Source organism: Blastopirellula marina, assembly GCF_002967765.1.
Taxonomy (GTDB): Bacteria; Planctomycetota; Planctomycetia; order Pirellulales; family Pirellulaceae; genus Bremerella; species Bremerella marina_A.
Map to the genome: position 1 here is coordinate 134,206 of NZ_PUHY01000013.1, position 21,511 is coordinate 155,716.

At 52.4% G+C, this 21,511-nt stretch carries 19 protein-coding genes and 1 tRNA gene; 9 read left to right on the top strand and 11 right to left on the bottom strand.

Features of this window, described 5'->3' with window-relative positions; genetic code table 11:
* Positions 1 to 69: 69 nt before the first annotated feature.
* The 3 genes from cmk (at position 70) to C5Y83_RS22610 (ending at position 3,499) form a co-directional block, all read left to right on the top strand.
* Positions 70 to 723, top strand: a complete 654-nt coding sequence (cmk, locus tag C5Y83_RS22600) for a (d)CMP kinase (RefSeq protein WP_105332067.1) — start codon at positions 70 to 72, stop codon at positions 721 to 723.
* Positions 716 to 1,417 carry a lysophospholipid acyltransferase family protein gene (locus C5Y83_RS22605; protein WP_105332068.1) on the top strand — a complete coding sequence of 234 codons (702 nt, stop codon included), beginning with the start codon at positions 716 to 718 and terminating at the stop codon, positions 1,415 to 1,417. The genes cmk and C5Y83_RS22605 overlap by 8 nt, the downstream gene beginning before the upstream one ends.
* A gap of 276 nt (positions 1,418 to 1,693) precedes the next feature.
* The gene (locus C5Y83_RS22610; RefSeq protein ID WP_105332069.1) at positions 1,694 to 3,499 is read left to right on the top strand and encodes a 30S ribosomal protein S1; all 1,806 of its coding nucleotides are present in this window, start codon (positions 1,694 to 1,696) and stop codon (positions 3,497 to 3,499) included.
* An 87-nt stretch (positions 3,500 to 3,586) separates the two neighbouring features.
* Here the strand turns inward: C5Y83_RS22610 and C5Y83_RS22615 are convergent, their stop codons facing one another.
* The 4 genes from C5Y83_RS22615 to C5Y83_RS22630 form a co-directional block, all read right to left on the bottom strand.
* Positions 3,587 to 4,312: a hypothetical protein gene (locus C5Y83_RS22615; RefSeq protein WP_146117882.1), complete on the bottom strand. Its 726-nt coding sequence runs from the start codon at positions 4,310 to 4,312 to the stop codon at positions 3,587 to 3,589.
* Positions 4,313 to 4,434: 122 nt separating this feature from the next.
* Positions 4,435 to 4,887 (bottom strand): hypothetical protein, encoded by a 453-nt coding sequence (locus C5Y83_RS22620; protein WP_146117883.1) that lies wholly within the window; start codon positions 4,885 to 4,887, stop codon positions 4,435 to 4,437.
* A 75-nt stretch (positions 4,888 to 4,962) separates the two neighbouring features.
* Positions 4,963 to 5,241: a hypothetical protein gene (locus C5Y83_RS22625; RefSeq protein ID WP_105332072.1), complete on the bottom strand. Its 279-nt coding sequence runs from the start codon at positions 5,239 to 5,241 to the stop codon at positions 4,963 to 4,965.
* A gap of 36 nt (positions 5,242 to 5,277) precedes the next feature.
* Positions 5,278 to 7,230 (bottom strand): vWA domain-containing protein, encoded by a 1,953-nt coding sequence (locus tag C5Y83_RS22630; protein WP_114304702.1) that lies wholly within the window; start codon positions 7,228 to 7,230, stop codon positions 5,278 to 5,280.
* Positions 7,231 to 7,561: 331 nt separating this feature from the next.
* Between C5Y83_RS22630 and C5Y83_RS22635 the strand changes: the two genes are divergently transcribed.
* Positions 7,562 to 8,569 carry an SMP-30/gluconolactonase/LRE family protein gene (locus C5Y83_RS22635; RefSeq protein WP_105332074.1) on the top strand — a complete coding sequence of 336 codons (1,008 nt, stop codon included), beginning with the start codon at positions 7,562 to 7,564 and terminating at the stop codon, positions 8,567 to 8,569.
* 119 nt (positions 8,570 to 8,688) lie between these two features.
* Positions 8,689 to 9,573, top strand: coding sequence for an RAD55 family ATPase (locus C5Y83_RS22640; protein ID WP_105332075.1), 885 nt, complete (start codon positions 8,689 to 8,691; stop codon positions 9,571 to 9,573).
* An 11-nt stretch (positions 9,574 to 9,584) separates the two neighbouring features.
* Here C5Y83_RS22640 and C5Y83_RS22645 read toward each other — a convergent pair whose 3' ends face one another.
* The gene (locus C5Y83_RS22645) at positions 9,585 to 10,082 is read right to left on the bottom strand and encodes a hypothetical protein (RefSeq protein WP_105332076.1); all 498 of its coding nucleotides are present in this window, start codon (positions 10,080 to 10,082) and stop codon (positions 9,585 to 9,587) included.
* Positions 10,082 to 10,420 carry a tetratricopeptide repeat protein gene (locus tag C5Y83_RS22650; protein ID WP_105332077.1) on the bottom strand — a complete coding sequence of 113 codons (339 nt, stop codon included), beginning with the start codon at positions 10,418 to 10,420 and terminating at the stop codon, positions 10,082 to 10,084. Before C5Y83_RS22650 ends, C5Y83_RS22645 begins: the two co-directional genes overlap by 1 nt.
* A gap of 303 nt (positions 10,421 to 10,723) precedes the next feature.
* On the opposite strand from C5Y83_RS22650, the gene lpxA reads away from it, so the two are divergent.
* The gene (gene lpxA / locus C5Y83_RS22655) at positions 10,724 to 11,593 is read left to right on the top strand and encodes an acyl-ACP--UDP-N-acetylglucosamine O-acyltransferase (protein WP_158262466.1); all 870 of its coding nucleotides are present in this window, start codon (positions 10,724 to 10,726) and stop codon (positions 11,591 to 11,593) included.
* 171 nt (positions 11,594 to 11,764) lie between these two features.
* Here lpxA and C5Y83_RS22660 read toward each other — a convergent pair whose 3' ends face one another.
* The 3 genes from C5Y83_RS22660 to C5Y83_RS22670 form a co-directional block, all read right to left on the bottom strand.
* Positions 11,765 to 12,169, bottom strand: coding sequence for a carboxypeptidase-like regulatory domain-containing protein (locus tag C5Y83_RS22660; RefSeq protein WP_105332079.1), 405 nt, complete (start codon positions 12,167 to 12,169; stop codon positions 11,765 to 11,767).
* A 114-nt stretch (positions 12,170 to 12,283) separates the two neighbouring features.
* The gene (locus C5Y83_RS22665; protein ID WP_105332080.1) at positions 12,284 to 13,210 is read right to left on the bottom strand and encodes a DUF1559 domain-containing protein; all 927 of its coding nucleotides are present in this window, start codon (positions 13,208 to 13,210) and stop codon (positions 12,284 to 12,286) included.
* Positions 13,211 to 13,511: 301 nt separating this feature from the next.
* Positions 13,512 to 15,089, bottom strand: coding sequence for a hypothetical protein (locus C5Y83_RS22670; protein WP_105332081.1), 1,578 nt, complete (start codon positions 15,087 to 15,089; stop codon positions 13,512 to 13,514).
* A 376-nt stretch (positions 15,090 to 15,465) separates the two neighbouring features.
* Between C5Y83_RS22670 and C5Y83_RS22675 the strand changes: the two genes are divergently transcribed.
* Positions 15,466 to 15,906, top strand: coding sequence for a BLUF domain-containing protein (locus C5Y83_RS22675; RefSeq protein ID WP_158262467.1), 441 nt, complete (start codon positions 15,466 to 15,468; stop codon positions 15,904 to 15,906).
* A 141-nt stretch (positions 15,907 to 16,047) separates the two neighbouring features.
* Positions 16,048 to 16,132: transfer RNA gene (locus tag C5Y83_RS22680), tRNA-Leu, on the top strand.
* Between the two features lie 211 nt (positions 16,133 to 16,343).
* On the opposite strand, the gene C5Y83_RS22685 is transcribed toward C5Y83_RS22680, so the two are convergent.
* Both C5Y83_RS22685 and C5Y83_RS22690 read right to left on the bottom strand, forming a co-directional pair.
* Positions 16,344 to 18,830: a c-type cytochrome gene (locus C5Y83_RS22685; RefSeq protein ID WP_158262468.1), complete on the bottom strand. Its 2,487-nt coding sequence runs from the start codon at positions 18,828 to 18,830 to the stop codon at positions 16,344 to 16,346.
* Between the two features lie 200 nt (positions 18,831 to 19,030).
* Positions 19,031 to 20,323, bottom strand: coding sequence for a PQQ-binding-like beta-propeller repeat protein (locus C5Y83_RS22690; protein ID WP_105332084.1), 1,293 nt, complete (start codon positions 20,321 to 20,323; stop codon positions 19,031 to 19,033).
* A gap of 285 nt (positions 20,324 to 20,608) precedes the next feature.
* Here C5Y83_RS22690 and C5Y83_RS22695 point away from each other — a divergent pair, with 285 nt between their 5' ends.
* Complete coding sequence (locus tag C5Y83_RS22695; RefSeq protein ID WP_158262469.1) at positions 20,609 to 21,427, top strand: DUF4339 domain-containing protein; 819 nt, start codon at positions 20,609 to 20,611, stop codon at positions 21,425 to 21,427.
* The last annotated feature ends 84 nt before the right edge of the window (positions 21,428 to 21,511 follow it).

Genomic DNA, 21,511 nt, shown 5'->3' on the forward strand with positions numbered 1-21,511 from the left:
AACCGAACGTATGAAAACCGCTCATCACGTCGCATGGTGGATAACTCCTAGCAAGATAACGTTTGTTGCATGATTGTCACAATCGACGGTCCGGCTGGGGCCGGTAAGAGCAGTATCTCACGTCGCCTTGCAGACTCGCTCGGCTTTTCCTTCCTCGACACAGGGGCCATGTATCGCGTGATCGCTCTACAAGGCCTTCGCGCGAAAGTCGACTGGGCGGATGAGCAGCAACTGGTGAAATTGGCGCGTTCCGCTAAGATCCGTCTTGCCGACTCGATGGTCGAATTAGACGGAGAAGACGTTTCGCAGGAGATACGCACTCAGCGTGTCACCGAGGTCACTCGATATGCGGCGAACAACGTCGGGGTTCGCGAAGAGTTGGTACGTATGCAGCGAGAATTCGCTTCAGGCCAAGACATTGTCACCGAAGGTCGCGACCAAGGAACGCTTGTGTTCCCGAATGCCCAGTGCAAGATCTTTCTGACCGCATCCCCAGAAGAACGAGCTCGACGACGCGTCCATGACCTCGCGTCGCGTGGTGAATCGGTCCCCTTTGAAGACGTACTTCAGCAACAAACGAAACGCGATCATGAAGATAGCCAACGCGAGGTTGGCCCTTTACTAAAAGCAGAAGATGCCATTGAAGTGCTGACCGACGGCATGTCGGAAGCAGAGGTTCTGGAGAAACTGATCGAGATCGTCGGACGGTGCCAGAATGCGTAAAGAGAAAAAGGCGTACACGCGATCATGGCCACAGCGGCTGTTTTATGTTTTTTTGCGTGTCACCGCTCGCTTGGTGGCTGTTTCCCTCTACCGAATCCGAGTCTTTGGTCGCGAGAATTGGCCCGCCGAAGGAGGCGCACTTGTCTGCGCGAATCATCAAGGATTCTTCGACCCAGTGCTGGTGGGGCTTTGCTGTGAACGCCAGTTAAGCTTTCTGGCAAAAAAATCGCTCTTCAAATTCCCATTGAAGGGATTGATTGAAACCCTGAACGCCATTCCTGTGAATCGAGCCGGCACTGGGCTGGACGGACTGAAGGAAACACTAAAGCGTCTTCGAGGGGGAGACATGGTGCTAATCTTCCCAGAAGGAACACGCAGCGAGAACGGGGACATCGGCAACCTCAAACCAGGCTTCATTGCCGTTGCTCGGAAGGGGAAAGCCCCCATCGTTCCGGTCGTTTTCGACGGCTCGTTTCAAGCTTGGCCGAAATGGCAGCTACTTCCTTCGATTGGTGTCGTACATGTGCTGATTGGAACACCAATCACAGCTGATGAGATGCAATCGCTTTCAGACGAGCAACTCCTCGCGAAGCTCCAAGATCAGATGCATGCGATGTTCGATGAAGTGCGATACTCACGAGCCCGCTCGATCAACCCGCGGCTTCACACCGCAGACAAGACGCAATTTGCCTAACCTGACCTCAGGAATCGAATAATTCCCTATTCCTGCCGCTTCTACCCCACTATCTGTGGTTGAACCGAATTAGGGGATTTGATACTTTTACGGGTTCTCACTGAACCGACCGTCATGAAGGGTATAGTGGTTTACCCTGCGCAGGTTCGATAGTCCTAGCAATTTTGCACTCGACTAGCCGTTTTCGCACAGCGTTTTTCAACCGCAGAAGACTGTTTCCAACACCCGGTCTATCTTGCGAGCGAGGTCGAGCCCCCTGGTTCTAAATCTAAAAGCATGGTCAACCGTAATCTCATTCGCAATCTCGAAGATGACGACACCCTCTTAGCGCAAATCGACGAACTGGCAGCCGGTACCGATGAAGACTGGCTTGCAGGCAAGTTCGAGATGGATGAATCCATCGAAATCAACAAAATCGTCGAGGGACGAATTCTTCGCATGGACGATGAATTCGTGCTCATCGACATCGGCGGCAAGAGCGAAGGCAGCGTTCCCCGTGACGAATGGGATGAGGATGAAGATCCGCCGGAAGTCGGTCAAACCGTCCGCGTGCTTGTGGAAGACGTCGAAGACGAATTCGGCCGCACCGACGATCCGCATGGCATGGTCGCCCTATCGAAGCGTAAAGCTCGTAAGATTGACGACTGGGAACGGACGATGGAATCCATCGCCGAAGGTCAGGTCGTCAAGGGCGAAGTCACCCGCAAGATCAAGGGTGGTTTGCTGGTCGACATCGGCGTCAATGTGTTCCTGCCAGCCAGCCAGGTCGACATCCGCCGTCCACACGATATCGCCGACTACATCGGTCGCGAAGTCGAGTGCGAAGTGCTTAAGATCGATGCCGAGCGTCGCAACATTGTTGTTAGCCGCCGCTCGCTGATCGAACGTAAGCGTAAGTCTGATCGCGAAACGCTGCTCAAGGAACTTCAGGTCGGTCAGGTCCGCAAGGGCGTGGTCAAGAACATCGCCGATTTCGGTGCGTTCGTCGACCTGGGTGGTATCGACGGCCTGTTGCACATCACCGACATGAGCTGGGGCCGCATCGGTCACCCGACGGAGATGGTCAACATCGACGACGAGATCGAAGTTCAAATCCTGAACATCGACCACGAACGCGAAAAGATTGCTTTGGGTCTGAAGCAACTGACCCCAAGCCCATGGGATGGCGTCGAAGAGAAGTACCCAGTTGGCTCGAAGGTCAAGGGTTCGGTCGTCAACGTCATGAGCTACGGTGCCTTCGTCAAGCTGGAAGAAGGTATCGAAGGTCTGGTCCACATTTCCGAAATGTCGTGGACCAAGCGCATCAGCCATCCAAGTGAAATCGTCAATATCAACGACGAGATCGAAGTGGTTATCCTGGGCATCAACAAGGAGAAGCAAGAGATCTCCTTGGGTATGAAGCAAACCCAGGCCAACCCTTGGGAAAACATCAAGGATCGCTACCCAGTCGAATCGGTTGTCAACGGTCGCGTTCGCAACCTCACCAACTATGGTGCGTTCGTCGAGTTGGAAGAAGGCATCGATGGCCTGCTCCACGTTTCCGACATGTCGTGGACTCGTAAGATCGGTCACCCGAGCGAAATGCTCGAAAAGGGCCAGGAAGTTCAGTGCAAGGTGCTCAGCATCGACGAGGAACGTCGTCGTATTGCGTTGGGCCTGAAGCAGCTGGAATCGGATCCATGGGCGACCACCATTCCAGAAAAGTACCAGCCCAACCAGCTGGTCAAAGGCAAAGTCACCAAGATCACCAACTTCGGTGTGTTTGTTGGCCTGGAAGACGGTCTGGAAGGCCTGCTGCACATCAGCGAACTTTCGGACGACAAGGTCGAGAACCCCGAGAACGTCGTCAAGGTTGGCGAAGAGATCGAAGTCAAGATCTTGCGTGTCGACACCGACGATCGCAAGATCGGCCTGTCACGTAAGCGGGTTCAATGGGCCGAAGACGAAGCACCAGAAGCAGGTGGTGGCGAAGGCCGTGCCAGCTCTGGTCCTCCGACCGAGCTCAAAGGTGGCTTGGGCAGCAGCGGACCGATGTTCTCTATGCCCAGCGAAGAAGAAAACGAAGAAGAAGGCGACAGCTAATTTGCCCCTAGCAATACCTTCAAAAACCAAAAAAGCCCCGAGCTACTGCTCGGGGCTTTTTTCATTGACGTAATGGTTGGCCAGGATCTACTTGGCCGCTTGTTCGGCCTTGGCTTGTTTGCGTTTCAGATGACGAAGATAAGTCGGGGAGGAGGTCGCATCGATCGTCGGCGAATTGGAGTCTGGCCTCTTAGCGACAACAGGAGTCGTAATTGGGGTAATCCAGACCATCACCCCAAGCCCTTCTTCCGGTGGAGGCACCTTGCGGTTTCGGTTTCGCTGATCATCGATTGGCACCGAGCGATCGACCCGATAGTGCTTCAAAATGACGGTCTGGTCTCTTTCATATTCTCGGGTCTGAGATGGGAAGGTTCCCACTCCGCGATACGCATATTCATCACCAATGCTTTCGACGCCTGGCATCGGTTCGATGTATTCAAGATCGCTTCGAGCACCATTTTCGTAGTCGGCAATAAGTCGCAGTTGCCAAGTTCCATCACTTGCGCGCCTATTCCCCACATTCACTGTGTAGACGCGCCCACCGAACAGCTCCCCCGTGCTCAGGATGTCATCCTCGGGAAGACCGGTGCGTGGGACCGCAACAAAATTTGCTTTCACCGCATATCTTCCGGGAGGCAAATAAACTTTCCATTGCCAAGACTGCGGGATGAAGGTCTCTTCGCCGAAGACCGTGATCTTTAACTCGTCTTCGATCTGAAGCCCCTGCTCCTTACGAAACCGTTGCTGCAGATCGTATAGTCGCCAAGTAGTGAGCCAGTGAGACCCCGCCAGAACGGCGATGACTAATAACATCAACATCGTCCCTAGCGAGAATCGCAATCGAGATGGGCGCGACCTAGCTCCATCTGATTTCGCATCGAAAGAATGACCTTGGCTGTTCATTCATGCCATCCTAATCGATGGAATTTCTCATTTCACTTAGGTTGCTCCCGCTTTCTGGCACGCTGAATCCAAATCATCATTCCATCCTCTGGCTGCTTAGCTTCGACTGAGTTCCCCTTCTCGTCGTAATCGATAATCCGCTGTTCGAAGAGAATGAGCGGATTTTCAGGCGAGTAACTGAACTGCTCTTCGAAGAATATGCCGGTGATTTTTGGGTAGAACATTCGCTCGCCGGAAGAATCACGATGCCTGAACAACTCACCTCGGGGCGCTGCAGGCAATGAAACGCAATCGTACTCCATCCACCACACCTGTTCCGCGGAAAGTGGCAACGACGAACTTCGGCGATAGGCAAAGCCGGACTCATGCATTACCGCGCCTACGAGACTCAATTCCCAATGCCCGTCACTCATGGGCTGCAAGCGAATGGTCACCAGATACTCTTCGCCCGCTGGCAAGCGAACACGATTCCCTGAGTCCGGCAAGGTGCCATCTAGTGGAAGATCTCCTACCTGGCAAACAAGCTCGTATTCGTCCCAGTCATCGGGAAACGCAATCCGCTATTCCCACTCGCCTTCGAAATGGGTCTCCTGAAATAGGACGCTAATCTTTGAAGGGTCGTCAGGCGCAAGCAAGTGATACTTCTCACGCAGTTGTCTCAATTGCTTCCGCGCATCATCCAAAGTTAGTGACGTTTGCCAGAGCGAAATCGCAAGCCCAACAACCGCTGCGTTGAGCATCAGCGAGAGAACAGAGAAACGGAAACGAATCGGCGACCGCCTGCCGGCATTAGCAACAAGTTCTGCTTGGCAATCGTTTCCATTTGGTGACTCATTCATGGACGGCAGTCTATATCAACGCCGTCGAGTTCGTCACTACAATTTTGGAATGGGAACTTTCATATCCCCTTTACGGTTCCGTACGTCGAAGTAATGAGGAACAATCGCGGAACCAAAGCCACGCTTGATTTCCCATGCGGCACGTGTTGCCCAGGGCGTTCCCTTGTAGTCTTCAGCAACTTTCGCCAGAAGCTCCTTGGCTCTCTCCGCATCGGGTGCTGTCTTATCGCCTGCGACAAGCTGTTTGCGTGTCCTGAGTTCCCATCCGCGGAATTCGAGATACTCGGCCCGCTTCGGATCTGGGAGAACGGGATTCTTTAGAAAGAGTTCGGAGCTGACTCCGTACTCGTAGGCCCGACAGCGATACGCATAGAGCTGCCCCAAAATCAAATCAAAGTTGGCCTGCCAGCGGAGCGACGGCGAGTCGTTGCGGAACTTGATGTTCTTCTCCATCGTAGCGATCGCCGCATCCAGGTATTGGCCGTATGGGATGATCTGCGATTGCTCTTGGCGAATTTGTTTCGCGGTTTCTTGCGGTTCTTTACTATACCAACGTCGAATCGTCAGGACATCTTTCCGGTCTTCCTGGAACGGATTCAAATCGTAAACAACCTTGGTGACCAGCGCTTTGAGCGGATCTCCTTTGATCTCAGCAATTTGCTCTTCACGGGGGCGGAGATCAGGACGGTAGAGATTCATCGTCCGCGGTTCATACTGGCGATCAGTCACAAAATGAATCTTGTCTTCCTGCCCTGGCAGCATGAAAAACCGTCCGCCAGACTCTTTCGCCATACGGACCTGCTCGTAAGGACCGAAACCGCTGGTCATCGCATCCCAGCGATGTCCATAACCATCGGTCTGCAGCTGTTCAACATAAGCTGTTTCTGGACCGCGGTCGATTTTCAGAAGATGCATTTCTCCATCGTATGGGTGACGCCATTCATAGTGGGCGTATGGATAACCAAACATGGCTTCCCGCCCGAGAATGAACAGACGACAGTCCATCTTCTTGGCAGCAGCGATCGTGGCTTCGAGCTGACTTTGGTTATTGGCCGTATTTCCACTCTCGTCAGTGACCAAGATGAGCGCGACCTTGCGATCCGCCGTCTGAGCATATTTGTAGTGCCTTGACATGGCTTCCATGATCGCTGAGCAGCTCATTTCCTCGCCTGATTTATCGACTTGAATCGCATCGATCGCGGCTTGAATATCTTTCAGATTTGAAGTTGGGGCATCGGTCAGTAGATGAAAACCTTGACCGTAGCTGGCGACCGCTGTGGTCAACATGTCGCCCTGGCCTTCCGTCGTCAGGCCCAGCTCGGTGTAAACGCGACCAATCCGCTCGCGAATACGTTTCTGATCGTCGACCATGCTTTCGGACTGATCGAATACCCAGATCGCGAGCACCTTGTTCTTTGACAACATCCAGACCAACTCTTGGGTGATCTGATCCATCGCCTCTTGGTAATCCGAAACAACTTCCTGGGCTGAGCCTAGCGTCGTCCCTGATGGAATTTCGCGAATGAGTGAATCGGTGTCTTTCGAGATCATCGCCACGGCATCAAACTCGACTTTGAAATGCTCAGTCGGTTCAATCGCTTCCTGCTCAAGCACCGGCGTCGATACCGAAGCTTCAACAGCTCCACCCATCCCCAGTTCGGCCGAAGGCATGCTGGCCGTCGCCATCTCGGTCGAGACGATCTCCATGTCATCCAACTCAATCTCGAATGTCTCCAAGTCCTCCGTCATATCGGGCTCAATCACCGTCAACAGTTGGCGATCTTTGTTCATCTCGGTGAAAGTGAAGATGGCCAATGCCAACAATAAGGCGAAATGAAACAGAAACGACGTTAAGAAAGCCGTCGAGTTATAGGCCGCCCGCGCAGCCGAACGTAGCAAACCACGCGGCGGTTCGGACGTTTCAATCGCTGGCACTTGCTGAGAGGGCATTGACTGTTGAGTAGAAATCGGGGCTGTGGAATCCGACATGAAGCCAACCTGTTAGGCGATAAGAATACGAAGCCACCAAGCGAATCAGATAAGAGCAAAATGCATTCCAACCACCCTATTGTAGTACTAATCGCCAGAAATCAAAGGATTTCGATGAGAAGCCAATTCGACTTGTCAGACCAGATGACACAACTGACGAGTCAGTTGACACTTCAAATCGCAACGAAATAGGCAGCGGAGGTTTGCAACGCTGTTATTCCAGCCCGCTGACCTTAATTGCTTCCTAGTTCTGGGCAAGTTACCATAGGAAACCTGTTCTCCTCGCCTACCTTCCCCGAAGATCTCTTTCCCTAAGTACCGGAGTGCCCCCATGCGACGTTCCCTTTGCGCGGCTGGTCTGTTAGCGCTGATTGCTTTTACCAATGCATCCGTTGCGGAAGACGCCACGAAGACGATTGGTGAGATCGAGCGAATTGACCCTGCGTTTGATGCACTCGTCCCAGAAGACGCAAAGATCGAAGTCCTCGCGGATGGTTTCGAGTGGTCCGAAGGACCGGTTTGGGTGGAGTCAAAGGGGTGCCTCCTATTTAGCGACATCCCCAACAATCGCATCGTGAAGTGGAAGCCAGGTAAAGGGACAGATGTTTTCATGCAGCCTTCTGGTTACACAGGGGCCCACAAGTTCGATGGCAAGGAACCTGGTACGAACGGGTTAGCGGTATCGCCTGAGGGGCATCTAACAATGTGCTGCCACGGTGATCGCAACATTACGCAGATCGTCGATGGAGAACGACGTGTTCTGGTCTCGCATTACGAAGGCAAACGATTTAACAGCCCAAATGACTTGGTTTACGATACCGAAGGTAATCTGTACTTCACCGATCCACCCTATGGCTTGCCAGGCGGATTGAATGGCCCTGAAGCGGAACTCGATTTCTGTGGCGTCTACCGTTTCTCGAAGGACGGCAAGCTCACGCTATTAACTAAGGAATGCCCACGTCCCAATGGCATCGCCCTTTCGCCTGATCAGAAGACACTCTACGTCGCTGACTCGCAGGAATGTCACTGGAAAGCTTTTCCTTTGAAGGAAGACGGTACCTTTGGCGACAGCAAGATGTTTTACGACGCAGGTCAGTGGCGGGGCAAACGTCCTGGTGGCAGCGACGGCTTGAAGGTCGACACCCAAGGTAACGTTTGGGCGACCGGGCCAGGCGGTGTGCTGGTGTTTAATCCAGAAGGCAAACTGCTTGGTCGCATCAGTACCGGGGAACGCACCGCAAACTGCGCGTTCGGACCGGACGGTACGCTCTACATGACAGCCGACATGTACCTGTGCCGAGTGAAGACCAACGCCAAAGGATTGATCGGCTCCAAGTAGCAGACTGGTTCTTACCGGTGAATTGACTTGGGCGGGCATGCCTGGGCGAAACGAAAACCGACTGGTAGTCTATACAGTTTGCATTCCAGACTTTCGGTTCGATCAGCGGCCCACTCATCATGCCTGCCAAACGCCAAACTACCGGTATCCCGAAACTTGACGAACACCTGGGTGGCGGTCTCATCCCTGGGACGCTCACCTTGGTTATCGGGGCGACCGGAATCGGTAAGACTCAACTCGGCGTACAATTCAATCAAACTGGGCAAGATGCCGAAGGACGCAAAGGCATCTTTTTCGACATGAGTACTCGTGGTGATTCCCAAAGTCACATCGAGTACGCCGAACGAATGTTCAGTTGGACGCCGGTCGTTGCCGATGCCAGCAAGCAGCCCGACTTAGAAAACTTCTTCGACTCTGATCTCATTCATGGCGAGATGCTGCATGTGTTCGACTACCAGGGCAAGCGGGTCTCGCGTCGCGAAATGGACTGGGACGAACTGGGGCACTGGCAAAAACAGATCAACGAGAAACTTGCCACAACAATTGGCTTCTTGTATGGCAACTTCACTCGTGGTTGTCGCCGCGTGGTGATCGATGGTATGGAACCCGTTGATGTACCAGCAGAATCGATCCAAATCGAACTATTCGAATACGTCTATCATCAAGTCCTACGTAAAGATCCCCTATGGGTCGCCCGCGATTTGTTTCGCCAGTCGTTCCGTAAGAACAGTGAAGCCGCCGAGCAACATAACTACGCGAGCGAAGAGATCGGCTGCATGATGCTGCAAACCTCGAAAGAGGCCATGCTCGAGCATCTTATTTCGCGGAATTTAGACGAAGGAGATCTCATCTCCGGGGCGAACACCGTGATCTACATGGGCAAGATCCTCGATGGCACCAAGATCCGTCGAGCCATGTACATCAGCAAACACCGAGGCAGCGCCGCGACGGACGAGATTATCCCTTACCATATCGATGACGCTGGCATTCAAATCGACGACTAAGCTAAACGGTCTTATCCCACAGTGTCAATCGCGTCGACATCAACAGGACTTGGGGAATCTCTTAGCCTTTTCAGCACTCCGCTTCGCCACATCGACCTGACATCCGAGGAAGCAATTCGCGGAAAAGTTCGTTTAAGAACTCCGCCAACGTCATTAACAACCGGATCGAAATAGCCGCCTTGTCGTTGCGAGTCCGTGGTCAAAACCCATTCTCGACAATTCATGCCGATCGAGAGAGTCGCTTTACCGAAATCCCCACTCAGATGAAACTGAGCTGTTGGTTTTGACAAACACCGCTTGATACAAAAACTCCAAGACGTTACGTCCATCAGAAGCTTCGCGAGAAGTTGGACGTCGCTATCGCTCACAGTCTGGTAGAGGGTGATTTCACGATAGGCACCTGGTGCAGATTCAGGATCAACCAGCGCGACTTCCGCGCTGGTGATCTCCTGTAACGTCTCCAGCGATCGAACACTCAGAATGTCTGAGATCGATTCGCGCATCGGCATTACATGCCGCCTTGGGTCATGGCCGCGTGATGCTTGGCTTGCTCGGCCTTCTCGATGTACATCGGATCGCGGGTCGCTTCAAATGCCTTTTGGTAGGTCACACTCAAGGCCACGAAATTGAACGATTCGTTCGGCTCGAGCTGGCAGGCCGTTTCCGCGTGTTGGCAGGCTTCGGCAAACTGGCCCAGGTTTCCATAGGTTGCCGCTAACGCCATGTGGGAAAGCACGTGATCAGGCTTTTGAGCTAGAACGGCCTGGAATTTCTCGACCGCCTCGGCGTATTTCCCGTCGTCTCGCAGCTTTTCGCCTTCGTTATATAGGGCAGACGTTTCAGACATGGGCTCACAATCGCTCTAATGAAGTGCAGGTTGGTTTCAGGGAACGTCCTTTGATTATAGAGCAACCTGCCCAATTTGACACGGGCATGCAGTAATCGCATCGCTGGCATTGGCAGCGCTAGCAAGGCAAGATCGAAGGAACTCGTGCGCAAATTATAGGTTTCGATCGATCGGGCTGGACAGTTTTTACCGATAAGCGTATCTAAGACGGTAACGCGCAAGTCGAGAGAGCCAGGATGGCTACTTGATTGTGCGAAATCGCCCAACGATTTTCATATTCGACCTTCAGCAAAAGGATTTGCTGTGACTCAGATCCACCCTTCCGCAATCGTTCACCCTACCGCGGAAATTGGCCAGGACGTCACAATCGGACCGTTCTGTGTGGTCGAAGAGAATGTCACAATTGGGGATCTGTGCGAACTGAATTCGTTCGTCACGATAAAAAAAGGGACAATTCTCGGCGCTGAAAACAAAGTGCACGAACATGCCGTCATCGGCGGTCCTCCACAACATCTGCGTGCGGGGATGGAACTGGGTGAAGTTATTCTTGGTACGGGTAACGTGATCCGAGAGTTCGTGACGATTCACCGTGGACTAGCCCCTGGCAAGAACACCGTCATCGGCAACAACAATTTGCTGATGGTACAATCACATGTCGGTCACGACACGATCATCGGCAACAACACCATTATCACGAACAACGTCATGCTCGGCGGACACGTGGTAATTGAAGATCGTGCGTACGTCAGTGGGGCGGTCGCGGTCCACCAGTTTTGCCGCGTCGGGCGAAATGCGATGGTGGGAGGCCAGGCTCACGTTGTTCAGGACGTCGCCCCTTACGTAACCATCGACGGTTGCAGCAGCTTGGTTGTTGGTTTGAACCTAATTGGCTTGAAACGAAACGGCTTCACTCCCGAACAAGTTGGTGAGTTGAAACGAGCCTACCGTATCATCTTTCGGTCGAATCTCACCAATCGAGAAGCTTTGGAACGCGTCCGTCGCGAATTCCCGCAAAGCCCTGCCCTGCACTTCGCCGACTTCCTGGCGGAGAGCGAACGCGGCTTTATCCAGGCACGTACCCGCGGACGTGGTGTCGACGTCAGCCGGCCGCAACTGCGAGTGCTTTCCGAAGGCAAAGACGCTCCCGCCGATGCCAACCGCCGAGCAGGCTAATCAAGTCACTCACCTGCGGGCCATTTCGCAACAAATGCCACCTGGCATTCGAACAAGAAAACTCCCACTGACGAACGCGTCGATGGGAGTTGTTTTTTGGACAGGCTATTACGCGCGAGAAGGTCGACCGCTAGCAGTCGGCCAACCAACAAGTCGAGGCGGGCATAGCTGCTATCGTCCGCGCTGGACCTCGAAGTCGAGCGTGTTCGGCCCTTCCTTCACTTCCGCTTCTAGCGGCGTGCTCGTCTGCTGACCAAAGCGAGCATGAATCGCTGATCTCTGGCCATACTCGCTATCTCCAATGACGGTCACTTTGTACTTTCCTGTCGGGGCGCCGTCTGTTTCGCCAAACGTCCCCAGTGTGTAGGTCCCATCCTGTTGAATATAGCCGATAGAACTTGAGTTTTCGGCAACGTCCGCGAAAACGATGGTACCTCCGGCGACCGGTGAGCCATCCTCGAAGGTCACCGTGCCGGTTACTGGCTCGGTTGCTCCTCCTGAACCATTACAACCGGCGGCGGTTATTAAGATCGTAGCAAGGGACATCAGGACGAATGTAATACTGGGTGCATGCATGGGTGTTGCCTCAGTGGGGATAATTTCTCTGCTTAGGGTTTGAATTAAGAAACCTGTGATCGCAGCCGCATGTGCCAGGCGACCACAAGCTTACTTGATCGTCGGTCAGACTTGTTACTGATCGTAATTGTTGACGCGACCATCACGGCGGTCAGCCATTAAGAGCGTGAACTCTGGATTGACGTTATTAGGAACGTTTCGCACGCTACCATCCCCCATCAGGAACTGGCAGATACCTGGGTGGAAACTGCCGAGGCTCTTCCTGTATTCACCTTGGGTGATATTGGGACCACGCATCAGCGGAAACTTCGAGTTTCGAATGATCATCCAGGTCTTCCAATCGTTGATGTGCCAGTAGTAGAGGGTACCGTCGCCTACGTTCGCGTGTTGATTGATCGAGTTTGTAGGAACGTACTTTTCTGCCAGGATCGAAGTATTCGACAGCCCGTCGGTGATGCTCGCGAAGTTGGTTTGTGATTTCCAATTGGTCAGTAGGCCTGAGCTATCGATGTTCGCATTTCGTGCCAGAATAAGGGCACTGTAATGCAAAGCGGGGGTCGCATTGTCGGCATCCAGTCGATCACACTCATTCGTACTCTCGCGGTTGCCAGTGATCGCATAATCAGTTGCTGCACCGAGCACAGAAATCTGCGTTCCACTTCGACGACTCGGGCAAAGGACCATCGGAACGGCTGCCGCTTCCGAGTTGATGAACGTGTAGTTTGTGCCGTCGGTCATCCGCCGCTTCAGATCGATTTGTTCGACCGTATTACCCATTTCCAAGTAGGGCATGATCAACGGGTAGAAACTGGCGTATTCGTTCGCCAGAGCCGCTGGAGGCAAGTTGCCAAAGGTGTCGTGGAAGTTGTGAAATGCCAGACCAAGCTGCTTAAGATTGTTGCTGCACTGCATCCTTCGAGCAGCCTCGCGGGCTTGCTGGACGGCAGGCAGTAAGAGCGCGATCAAAACACCGATAATTGCAATCACGACCAGAAGTTCGACAAGCGTGAAGCCGGGGCGACGAGAATTTCGTTTGTTCATTTCCATTCCATTAAAAAGCGGAAAAGCAACTTTTTTATTATTGCACGAATAATTTATGTGCAAATTACATGACTGGGATTGGGATTATATTCTGGAAGTAAGAAGAGACAACACGAGATCCCTCGCCAGCGACGGTTTTTGCGGAGAACACGTCACTAACAGCTGCAATAAGGGCACCCTATAAGCCTTTGCCTTCGAGCTTTGCTCGGTGCAAGGATGATATAGGGAGGGCTCTTAAGAGAAGCCTCACTTCGATTTAGAGCTCAGCGACTTCAAGTCATTCGCCATGGAAGACCCAAGACTATGGCGAGTTTACTGATTCCAAACGCTCGTCAGAGAGATCTAAGCGATACATGATCGTGTTGTAGTCATATCGCGGTGTGGCAACTTTTGTTGCCGAGAACTGCTTCGTGTAAGTGCCGTCGAAATAGATCAACTTCCCGTCGGCCTGATCGAAGAAGTCGTGATGCACTGGATTATAAAAGGTGTACTTGTCGTGGGTGACGATCTTTTTCGCCTTCTCCCAGCGTCCAGGAAGCGATTTTGAGGTCAAAAGGTACACCTCACCCAGATTCGACGGTTCGCCATAGATTTCGTTGGCGATCATCACCCAACGCTTCAGGAAATCGTTCCAACGGACCGATCCGCGGTGCAGCACGATTTTTCTTCCCTGATCGATGTCGAGCGTTTGAATCCATCCTTCATCCGGCTGAATGTGCCCCGAAAGCTCGAGCTGACGCTGCTGCTCAGCCCCGACCAGAGCAGTATCCTTCCGCCAGGCATAATCGAGCTTGCCTTCCGAAGTGCGTGTGAGTCGAGGGTTCTTGTGATCGAAGTCAGCCCCTTCCTCCAGACAGGTCCAAGCTTCGTATTGGGTATGGTCGAAAATCGCATCCCACTTGGCAGGTACACGCAGCATAGGATAAGGCGTGGCAAAGTAAATGTATTCCTGATCGCCATCCATATGGTGAAACGTCTGGCCACGCGGATAGAGCTTAGCGTCTCTTGGGAATTCATTAACTTGCTCGAACCGTTGCTTTTCGCCGTCAAACACAGCGATCCCGGCGTGATGCTCGGCCCCCAGACCTTTACGCACGGAATAATGGGTGACGGCTTTCACCTCACCCTGATTATCTGGCAAGGTGAAAAGACCGTGCATCCAGACGACGGTCCCTGGAACATCATTATCAAACATGGGACGACTGAAGCCGGTGTCATCAACGAGGTACGTTTGATCGATACCAACCGCCGGATCCATTCCGCCGTGCTCTGGCAGTTTGGACCACGCCCCTGAAGTCGCAAAGTTCCCCAACGGATACGAGACGCGGGCTGTATCACCCCATGTCCATAGTATGCGATCTCCCAGCACGACCGCCTGCGTCGAGTCTTGCCCCATCACCTGAGCGTTCAGATTGGGATATTTCCATGGCGTTGGCAGTCCTAAACGCGTCGTATGATGAAACTGGCCTTGTCCCGTAATTCGATAGAAGCGTTCCGCAACGTTAACACGCTTGATCTTCAGTTGGGCCGTTTCGCCAGGACGTACCACCAGAGCTCGGCCGCGCATGCCGAAACCATCTGCTGGAAACTCGTAACCGTGTCCCTGGATTGAAAAGAATACGTTCAGACCATTCAAGCCCGGCTCGTCAACAGCGACCCAGCCAGCATTGTCGGTGATTAGGCAAATCTCGTTCGTCGTTCGAAGCTCGATCAGAGAAACGCCTCGGCCCGTTTCCTCATCAACGACCTGGATTCCAAACGGTTTTGGTGGTTCTGTTTTCTCGGTGGGGAACCCCTGGGCTGTAACGACAGGTGGGACTGTCAAAGCCACTAGAATGCCCAGCATGACCATCGTCACGGATATATTCACTGAACGCATAAGACCGGTTTCTCCAGCGATACCAAACGAGGGGTTCAATCCAGGAAGTTTAGAAAGTTGGCAGAAGTGTGAGACAAATTTGGAATCTTCTACGAATACTAGTTTACCCACAGGATCATTGCGGAATACAATCACTGCGTGGTTACCTTGGGAACGAGGATCACACGAGACCGCCAGGTTGACAGTTTCTCAATCGCTACGCTGTCACATCCACGCATCTTTTCCCCTAGATACGAATTCCGGAATATCCCAAGTCAGGCCGCCATACGGGGACGGTCGTCTGTCTTGCATTCCGCCAGGAACGTCCTGATGATGGCACCAGGGGAACCTATCGACAACGACGATCGTTGTTCGAGACGATGAAAGGGATTCTCGCGTGTTTGCGCTCGCGTATGCAAGTTACAGTACCATCGATACCCCGAACCTCGATCTAGAGGGTATCGCAACGCACGCAGCTGCCAAGAATGCCTCTTTAGGTATCAGCGGCTATCTGTGCTATGACCATGGTGTCTTTTTCCAATACATGGAAGGAGAGCAAAAGGCCGTTCTCGACTTGATGGACGTCATCGAAAAGGATGTCCGCCACGATGTTATCAATAAAGTAATGCTCGGAGAGCAAGAACATCGTGTATTCCCCGATTGGAACATGCGACACCTGAACCGAAGCGATCTGCGCCGTGTCGACCTAGAGAACGTATTGGAACACTCACTGTTTCATATGGACCCCAAGCTATACGGTCATGAGAATATTGTTGCTCTGATCCGAGCTTTGGTCGCCAACATCGCGGCCCGCCAGGCACAATTGAAAGTGGTTTGAATTTCCCTTAATTCTGGCAGGGTATCGATTGGAACGGTTTTTCAGCCGAAATTGTTAGGTCGAGACCTATTTTGTCTCCTGGGGTCCTTGAAAAAACGGGGTTCGGGAGGCATAAATAGTTCTTTCCCACTTACCACAAATGCCGAAGTGGCGGAATTGGCAGACGCGCTAGGTTCAGGTCCTAGTGGGGGTTAACCCCGTGGAGGTTCAAGTCCTCTCTTCGGCACTTAGCCATATCAAAGACTCGCGTTTCAAATCGCGAGTCTTTTTTTGTTTCTTGGCACAAGCACTCTTTCTGACGGATCATTTTCGCGGATAAATCCCAAGCTTCTGACATGCTGGAATCGACCGCTCTCTTTCGTGAGTAAGCCAATCAGCAAAAAAAAGCCACGATCCCAGTTGGAACCGTGGCTTTCACTTTTTCGTGAATCGCCCGTTTATTTGGCGAACATCTCGTTTTCGCGATCACCTCGGGAAAGCAGGTAGGCCATTAGGTCTTTCACCTCGTCCTCAGTGAAGTTATCGAGTAAGCCTTCCGGCATCATCGATTGATCTGAAGGTAAGATCTCTTCGAGATGATTTCGGTTGACGTTCGTGATCGCATTTGGATCGAGCATATTCGTGTTGATCGCGATGTTGTCACCGTTCAAGTTGACAATCCGCCCGACGACCACTTTTCCATCGTCGGTCAATGCTTTGATCGCCTGGTACTGATCGCTGACCTGCTTGCTCGGCAGGATCACCGATTCCAAAATATCCCGGGGACTAAAGCGTCCCGACAGGGCCGTCAGATCTGGTCCAATCGCACCACCTTGGCCTGAGAAGCGATGGCAGGCGAAGCAACTTGCTTCCGCGAATAGTTGTTGTCCTTTGTCATAATTGCGTTCTTTCAAGCTGCCCGGTTCGACAATTCCTGCCAAATCGTCGACGGTCCACTTCTTGACCAAAGTTCGCGGCTTGCTACTAAAGGTCGGCGTATTCGATTGCGGCTTGAATTCGAGAATGGATGCGAGCTGCTGCTTTCGCTTATCCGACAGGTTTTCGACTGCTTCCTTTTTGATGTCCTGAACGAATAAATCGAAGCTGGCACCGCCGCGGTAAGTAGCGGCTTTATGGAACCATTTGAAGTACCGTTCCTGTAACTCGGGTGTCCAACCCGCTTTCAACAATCGGAGGCTCTTGGCCAATTCGATTTGCTCTTCCTGGGCTGGAGCGGCTTCGAGTAAAGCAACCAACTTCGGAGCGGCGGTTGGCGACTCCAGTCGAACCATCAGTTCCGCCAACATGCGATTTTCTTCGGTCGACTCTGCCGGCAGGAATGGTTCCAGTTTGGCGAGATAGCGATCGCGGACTTCAGCGTCGTCACCCATTCGGATCAGAACAAGTTCGTAGGCCCGCAGAATGCCCAGCTTTTGTTGTTTTGTGGCTGCGTCGTAGTCGAGTGCATCGAGCTTGTCGAGCAGCTTGCCTCGTAACGAATCGTCGCCAACCCGAGCCAAGGCAATTACAGTTTCAATTACCGAGTAGGTATCGTCCAGTTCGAGAGCTTTGTCCTGCCACTGCGCCGGATCATGATGTTCCAATCCAATCCGAGCCGCCTGACGGAGGAAACGATCGTCACTGCCAAGATTCTCAAGTGCGAGATCAAGCCCATCCGCATCCTTAGAAACGTGCAACTTCTCCAATTTACGTCGCAACTTCATGGCATCGGTCAGGCCGCTTGAGGTTGCTTCGCTCTTTCCCTTGTCGCCAACATACGTAACTCGATAAAGCCCCGATTGGGTCTTACGACCACCGACGGCAAAGTACAGTGCTTTATCATTCGGATTGACGACAATGTCCGTCAGAGGAAGTGGTGTCCCGGTGATGAATTCTTCCGGCGTTCCCTTATAGGTTGCTCCACTGGGTTCTAGATGAATCGCGTATAGCTTGCCGTAGCTCCAATCACAAGCATAGAGAGCGTCTTGATACTTCTGTGGAAAATCAGCACCGTAGCCAAATGTGACGCCAGTTGGCGAACCCGGGCCGATATCAACCAAAGCAGGGGAACTGTCTTCGTAGTATTCTGGCCACTTACCAGAACCGTTTCGCCATCCAAACTCAGCACCGCTGACAACATGACAAATGCGGGTCGGGCGATACCACGGCGTATTCAAGTCCCATTCCATGTCAGCATCGTACGTGAACAGTTCCCCTTCACGGTTGAACGCGGCGTCGTATTCATTGCGGAAGCCGCTTGCCAACATTTCCCAATGCTTCCCTTCCGGATCAATCTTGCAGATGTAACCGCCCGGAGCCATTTTTTCACGCATGAAGCCGCGACCGTAAATTCGTGGTAGGACAAGATCTTCATCCCAAACTTGCGGTACACGTGACGAATCGAGCTTGGTCAAGTCGGTTTGATTACCGCAGACAATGACCAGATTCTCACCATCGGGATGAACCATGATCGCGTGTGGGCCATGCTCACCACCACCATTCAGCTTTCGAAGTTCCGTGACTTTGTCGAGCTTGCCGTCTCCGTTGCTATCGGTAACGCGATGTAAGCCGCTCGGAAAATCACGACTATTCACCACCACATAAAGGCTGTCGAAAGCCCAAATCAAACCTTGAGCGCCACCAATCTGAACGTCGATCGGTGTGACAACCACTTCCCCCTTTTCCCCTGGTGCGGGAACAACAACCGAGTACAGCTTGCCGTACTGGTCGCAAACAATCAGGTTATTATCAGGACCGACGCACATGCTAACCCACGATCCCTGTTGATCCTTGGGAACCGAGTACATCAGTTCGACTTGGAAGCCGTCGGCCACTTTGAAATGCGAAGGATCGGTCGCTCCTGGTTCCTTGGTAAAGCCAACACTCGGGAGGCTGCTGGCGATCGACAACAGGCCTAGCAGGCACCAAGTTAAATGTCTTGTCATTTGGCGAGACTCGCTGGGTGGGATGAAGAACATTAGAAAATGCGAAAGAAATCGTCTGTCGGAAGACTTCCCAATCTAATCGTAGCCGTAACGGATGTACACCTCCCACAAGAAAACGGAGGCAAGTTGCACGTGCGTCATACGAAAAAAGGCCGCCAATGGAATTTTGGCGGCCTTAATGCAACTTCCCGATTGTATTTTTACGGCGTCAGGTCGTAACACATCAGCTTATCTTGCTCGCGCAGATAGAGCTTTCCATCAAGGACGACAGGATGCGACCAGCTTTCTCGCTCCTGATATTCGGGTTTGAAAGTCCCCTTCAAGACGTACTCTTTTGGATTCGCTTCAATAAGGGCCAATGTCCCGTCTTGGTAACGGAAGATCAAGTTTCCATCCGCATAAGTAACCGCAGCCGAACCTTTCCCCTCAGGGCGAATATCACCACCCCATTGGATTTCTCCAGATTTCATTTCGACACATGTCGGGAAGCCTTTGTTGTGTTTTGTCCCCGCGTAGATATAGTCGCCGACCTTGATCATTCCACCATGATGGTTTTGGAAGATGTTGGCGTTAAGGAAGTAGACTTCTTCGGCGTTGATGTCTCCACCGTCGTTAGTCAGGTGCAACAAGGCTGCTCCTGTTCCGTAGCCTGTCGATGTGAAAACGTAATCACCATCGATGATCGGATCAGGAATATTGGCGGTGTTGTTGGCGACGTGGTTATAAGACCAAAGCAACTTGCCGTTTTCTGCATCGACTCCGACAACACCCCGACCGATTAACTTGACGTATTGCTTCTTCCCGGCGGCGTTGCAAACTAGAGTCGAAGAATAACCAGCTTCGTCTTTCCCTTTTTCACCTAGGTCCGACTCGCCTAAAGGAGTTACCCAGATTTCTTCGCCAGTCTTTTTATTGAGACAAACCAACAATGCCTCTTTGGAGCCTGCACCGCAAATCAAGCGTTCTCCGTCAACGAGTGGCGACTCAGCGAATCCCCAATGAGGCTTCGAAGCACCATACTCTTCGGTTAGGTTCTTCTTCCAATAAACCTTACCCGACTCACGATCCAATCGACCGATTGTGCCATCCGACATTTCAGCGTACAGGTCTTCACCGTCAATCGTCGGCGTACAGCGAGATCCGGTGTACCCATGCTCTGGCACACTAGAGGTCAAGTTTTGTTTCCAAGCGACCTGCTGCTGGCTGAGATCAAAGCAGACCACTGCTTGTCCATCATCAAAATTGCCGGTTGTGTACAATTTGTCTCCTACAATCGAGACACTTGCGTACCCCTGCCCGAGACCTTCTCCCATCCACAAGAGCTTCGGCTTCTTCTCTTCCCAACTGGCCAGGAGTCCTGTTTCGGAGGACTTTCCATCGCGATTAGGGCCACGCCACTGCGGCCAGTCTTTGCTTGATTCAGCAGCATGCGTGGGCACCGCAAAACCAACACATAACAAGGAAAATGCCAGAAGGCTTGTACGTACGATCATGCTTTGATCCGGAATAAGTTCGCAGGGCAAAAACGACAATAATGGCAGGACGGTCGCCGGACGACTAAAATGAACGTATCAAATCTGCCGAGGTAGCGATCCATCGAAAGTGTAAACTCGCGAAAATTCGCTTGCAACTGATGGCCAGATTCACTACCCCTTAAATCACACTGGATTTGATATCGGTAATTGATGCTCCCATGTAGGTTGGTGGCACCACTTACCTCAGAGTGACTCCTCCTCAATCCCCTTGTTATTGTCGTTGTTGGAATGGAATGGACTGGGATGCCGCTGTCCTCTTCTAGTTCGACCCAATCCGAACTGCGCTGGTATTACGCAGTTGATGATGCCCATGTTGGTCCTGTTTCGGCGACTAAGTTCTGGCAACTTGCCGACGATGGCGTGATTAAAGCTGACACGCTTGTCTGGTGTACAGGATACACCGATTGGGTCCCAGCTCAGACCGTCGATGGTCTTTTTCGGGGTAAGAAGAATCGAGGAAGTGATCCAGGATTCGTGTCGAGTGCGCCTCAACATGTCGGCCCAACTCCGATGAAGCCCCCTCCACCGGAAGAGCCTGCCGACGTCGATACAACTTTGCTGCTACAAATCGCCAAGTCAGGCATCATGCTCGGTCTGGTGTGCATTATCTTTACCCGCGGCTGCGATCGCATCGATAAGGCACGCATCGAGGGAATCATCGGCGAACGAGCAATATCCGAGCAAGAGTTCAACGAACGTGAGAAGTCCCAACTCCTTCCATTGCAACAACGCTTGGACGAACTTCAGGCGATCGATTATGTCTCGGCTGAAGAAAAGAAGCAGCTCCAGGAAGCGATAGAAACCTTACGCACCGAGAAGTTGGTGTTAGCCAACGAACGCAAAAAACTCGAGGCGGAAACTTGGGGGCCATTGCGTGCAAAGGAAGCTCGCGTTGGCGCAGAATACCAATCGATGCAAATGTTCCGCAGGATCGCGGGACTCATCGGCACGACACTAACTCTAATCGGCCTTGGCATTGCGCTGTTTTACACTCCTTCCGATCAGCAACTCGGAATCTGGATCGTTTTAGGCGTCGTGATCGCCGCTGCCTATTTGAGTTAGCAGCCTGTTGATTTTCTGCTTCGTTAGCGAGTCATTGAGATTGAGGCGATTGCGGCGTTGTGAATTCCTCGACATATCTAGTGG

Excerpts from the sequence above, each read along its gene's own strand:
- C5Y83_RS22665 (WP_105332080.1), bottom strand. The coding sequence starts at position 13,210 with ATGAACAAACGAAATTCTCGTCGCCCCGGCTTCACGCTTGTCGAACTT.
- C5Y83_RS22690 (WP_105332084.1), bottom strand. The coding sequence starts at position 20,323 with ATGATCGTACGTACAAGCCTTCTGGCATTTTCCTTGTTATGTGTTGGT.
- C5Y83_RS22695 (WP_158262469.1), top strand. The coding sequence starts at position 20,609 with ATGCCGCTGTCCTCTTCTAGTTCGACCCAATCCGAACTGCGCTGGTAT.
- C5Y83_RS22615 (WP_146117882.1), bottom strand. The coding sequence starts at position 4,312 with ATGTTATTAGTCATCGCCGTTCTGGCGGGGTCTCACTGGCTCACTACT.
- C5Y83_RS22640 (WP_105332075.1), top strand. The coding sequence starts at position 8,689 with ATGCCTGCCAAACGCCAAACTACCGGTATCCCGAAACTTGACGAACAC.
- C5Y83_RS22605 (WP_105332068.1), top strand. The coding sequence starts at position 716 with ATGCGTAAAGAGAAAAAGGCGTACACGCGATCATGGCCACAGCGGCTG.
- C5Y83_RS22670 (WP_105332081.1), bottom strand. The coding sequence starts at position 15,089 with ATGCGTTCAGTGAATATATCCGTGACGATGGTCATGCTGGGCATTCTA.
- C5Y83_RS22660 (WP_105332079.1), bottom strand. The coding sequence starts at position 12,169 with ATGCATGCACCCAGTATTACATTCGTCCTGATGTCCCTTGCTACGATC.
- cmk (WP_105332067.1), top strand. The coding sequence starts at position 70 with ATGATTGTCACAATCGACGGTCCGGCTGGGGCCGGTAAGAGCAGTATC.
- C5Y83_RS22645 (WP_105332076.1), bottom strand. The coding sequence starts at position 10,082 with ATGCCGATGCGCGAATCGATCTCAGACATTCTGAGTGTTCGATCGCTG.
- C5Y83_RS22630 (WP_114304702.1), bottom strand. The coding sequence starts at position 7,230 with ATGTCGGATTCCACAGCCCCGATTTCTACTCAACAGTCAATGCCCTCT.
- C5Y83_RS22650 (WP_105332077.1), bottom strand. The coding sequence starts at position 10,420 with ATGTCTGAAACGTCTGCCCTATATAACGAAGGCGAAAAGCTGCGAGAC.
- C5Y83_RS22685 (WP_158262468.1), bottom strand. The coding sequence starts at position 18,830 with ATGACAAGACATTTAACTTGGTGCCTGCTAGGCCTGTTGTCGATCGCC.
- C5Y83_RS22635 (WP_105332074.1), top strand. The coding sequence starts at position 7,562 with ATGCGACGTTCCCTTTGCGCGGCTGGTCTGTTAGCGCTGATTGCTTTT.
- C5Y83_RS22625 (WP_105332072.1), bottom strand. The coding sequence starts at position 5,241 with ATGAATGAGTCACCAAATGGAAACGATTGCCAAGCAGAACTTGTTGCT.
- C5Y83_RS22610 (WP_105332069.1), top strand. The coding sequence starts at position 1,694 with ATGGTCAACCGTAATCTCATTCGCAATCTCGAAGATGACGACACCCTC.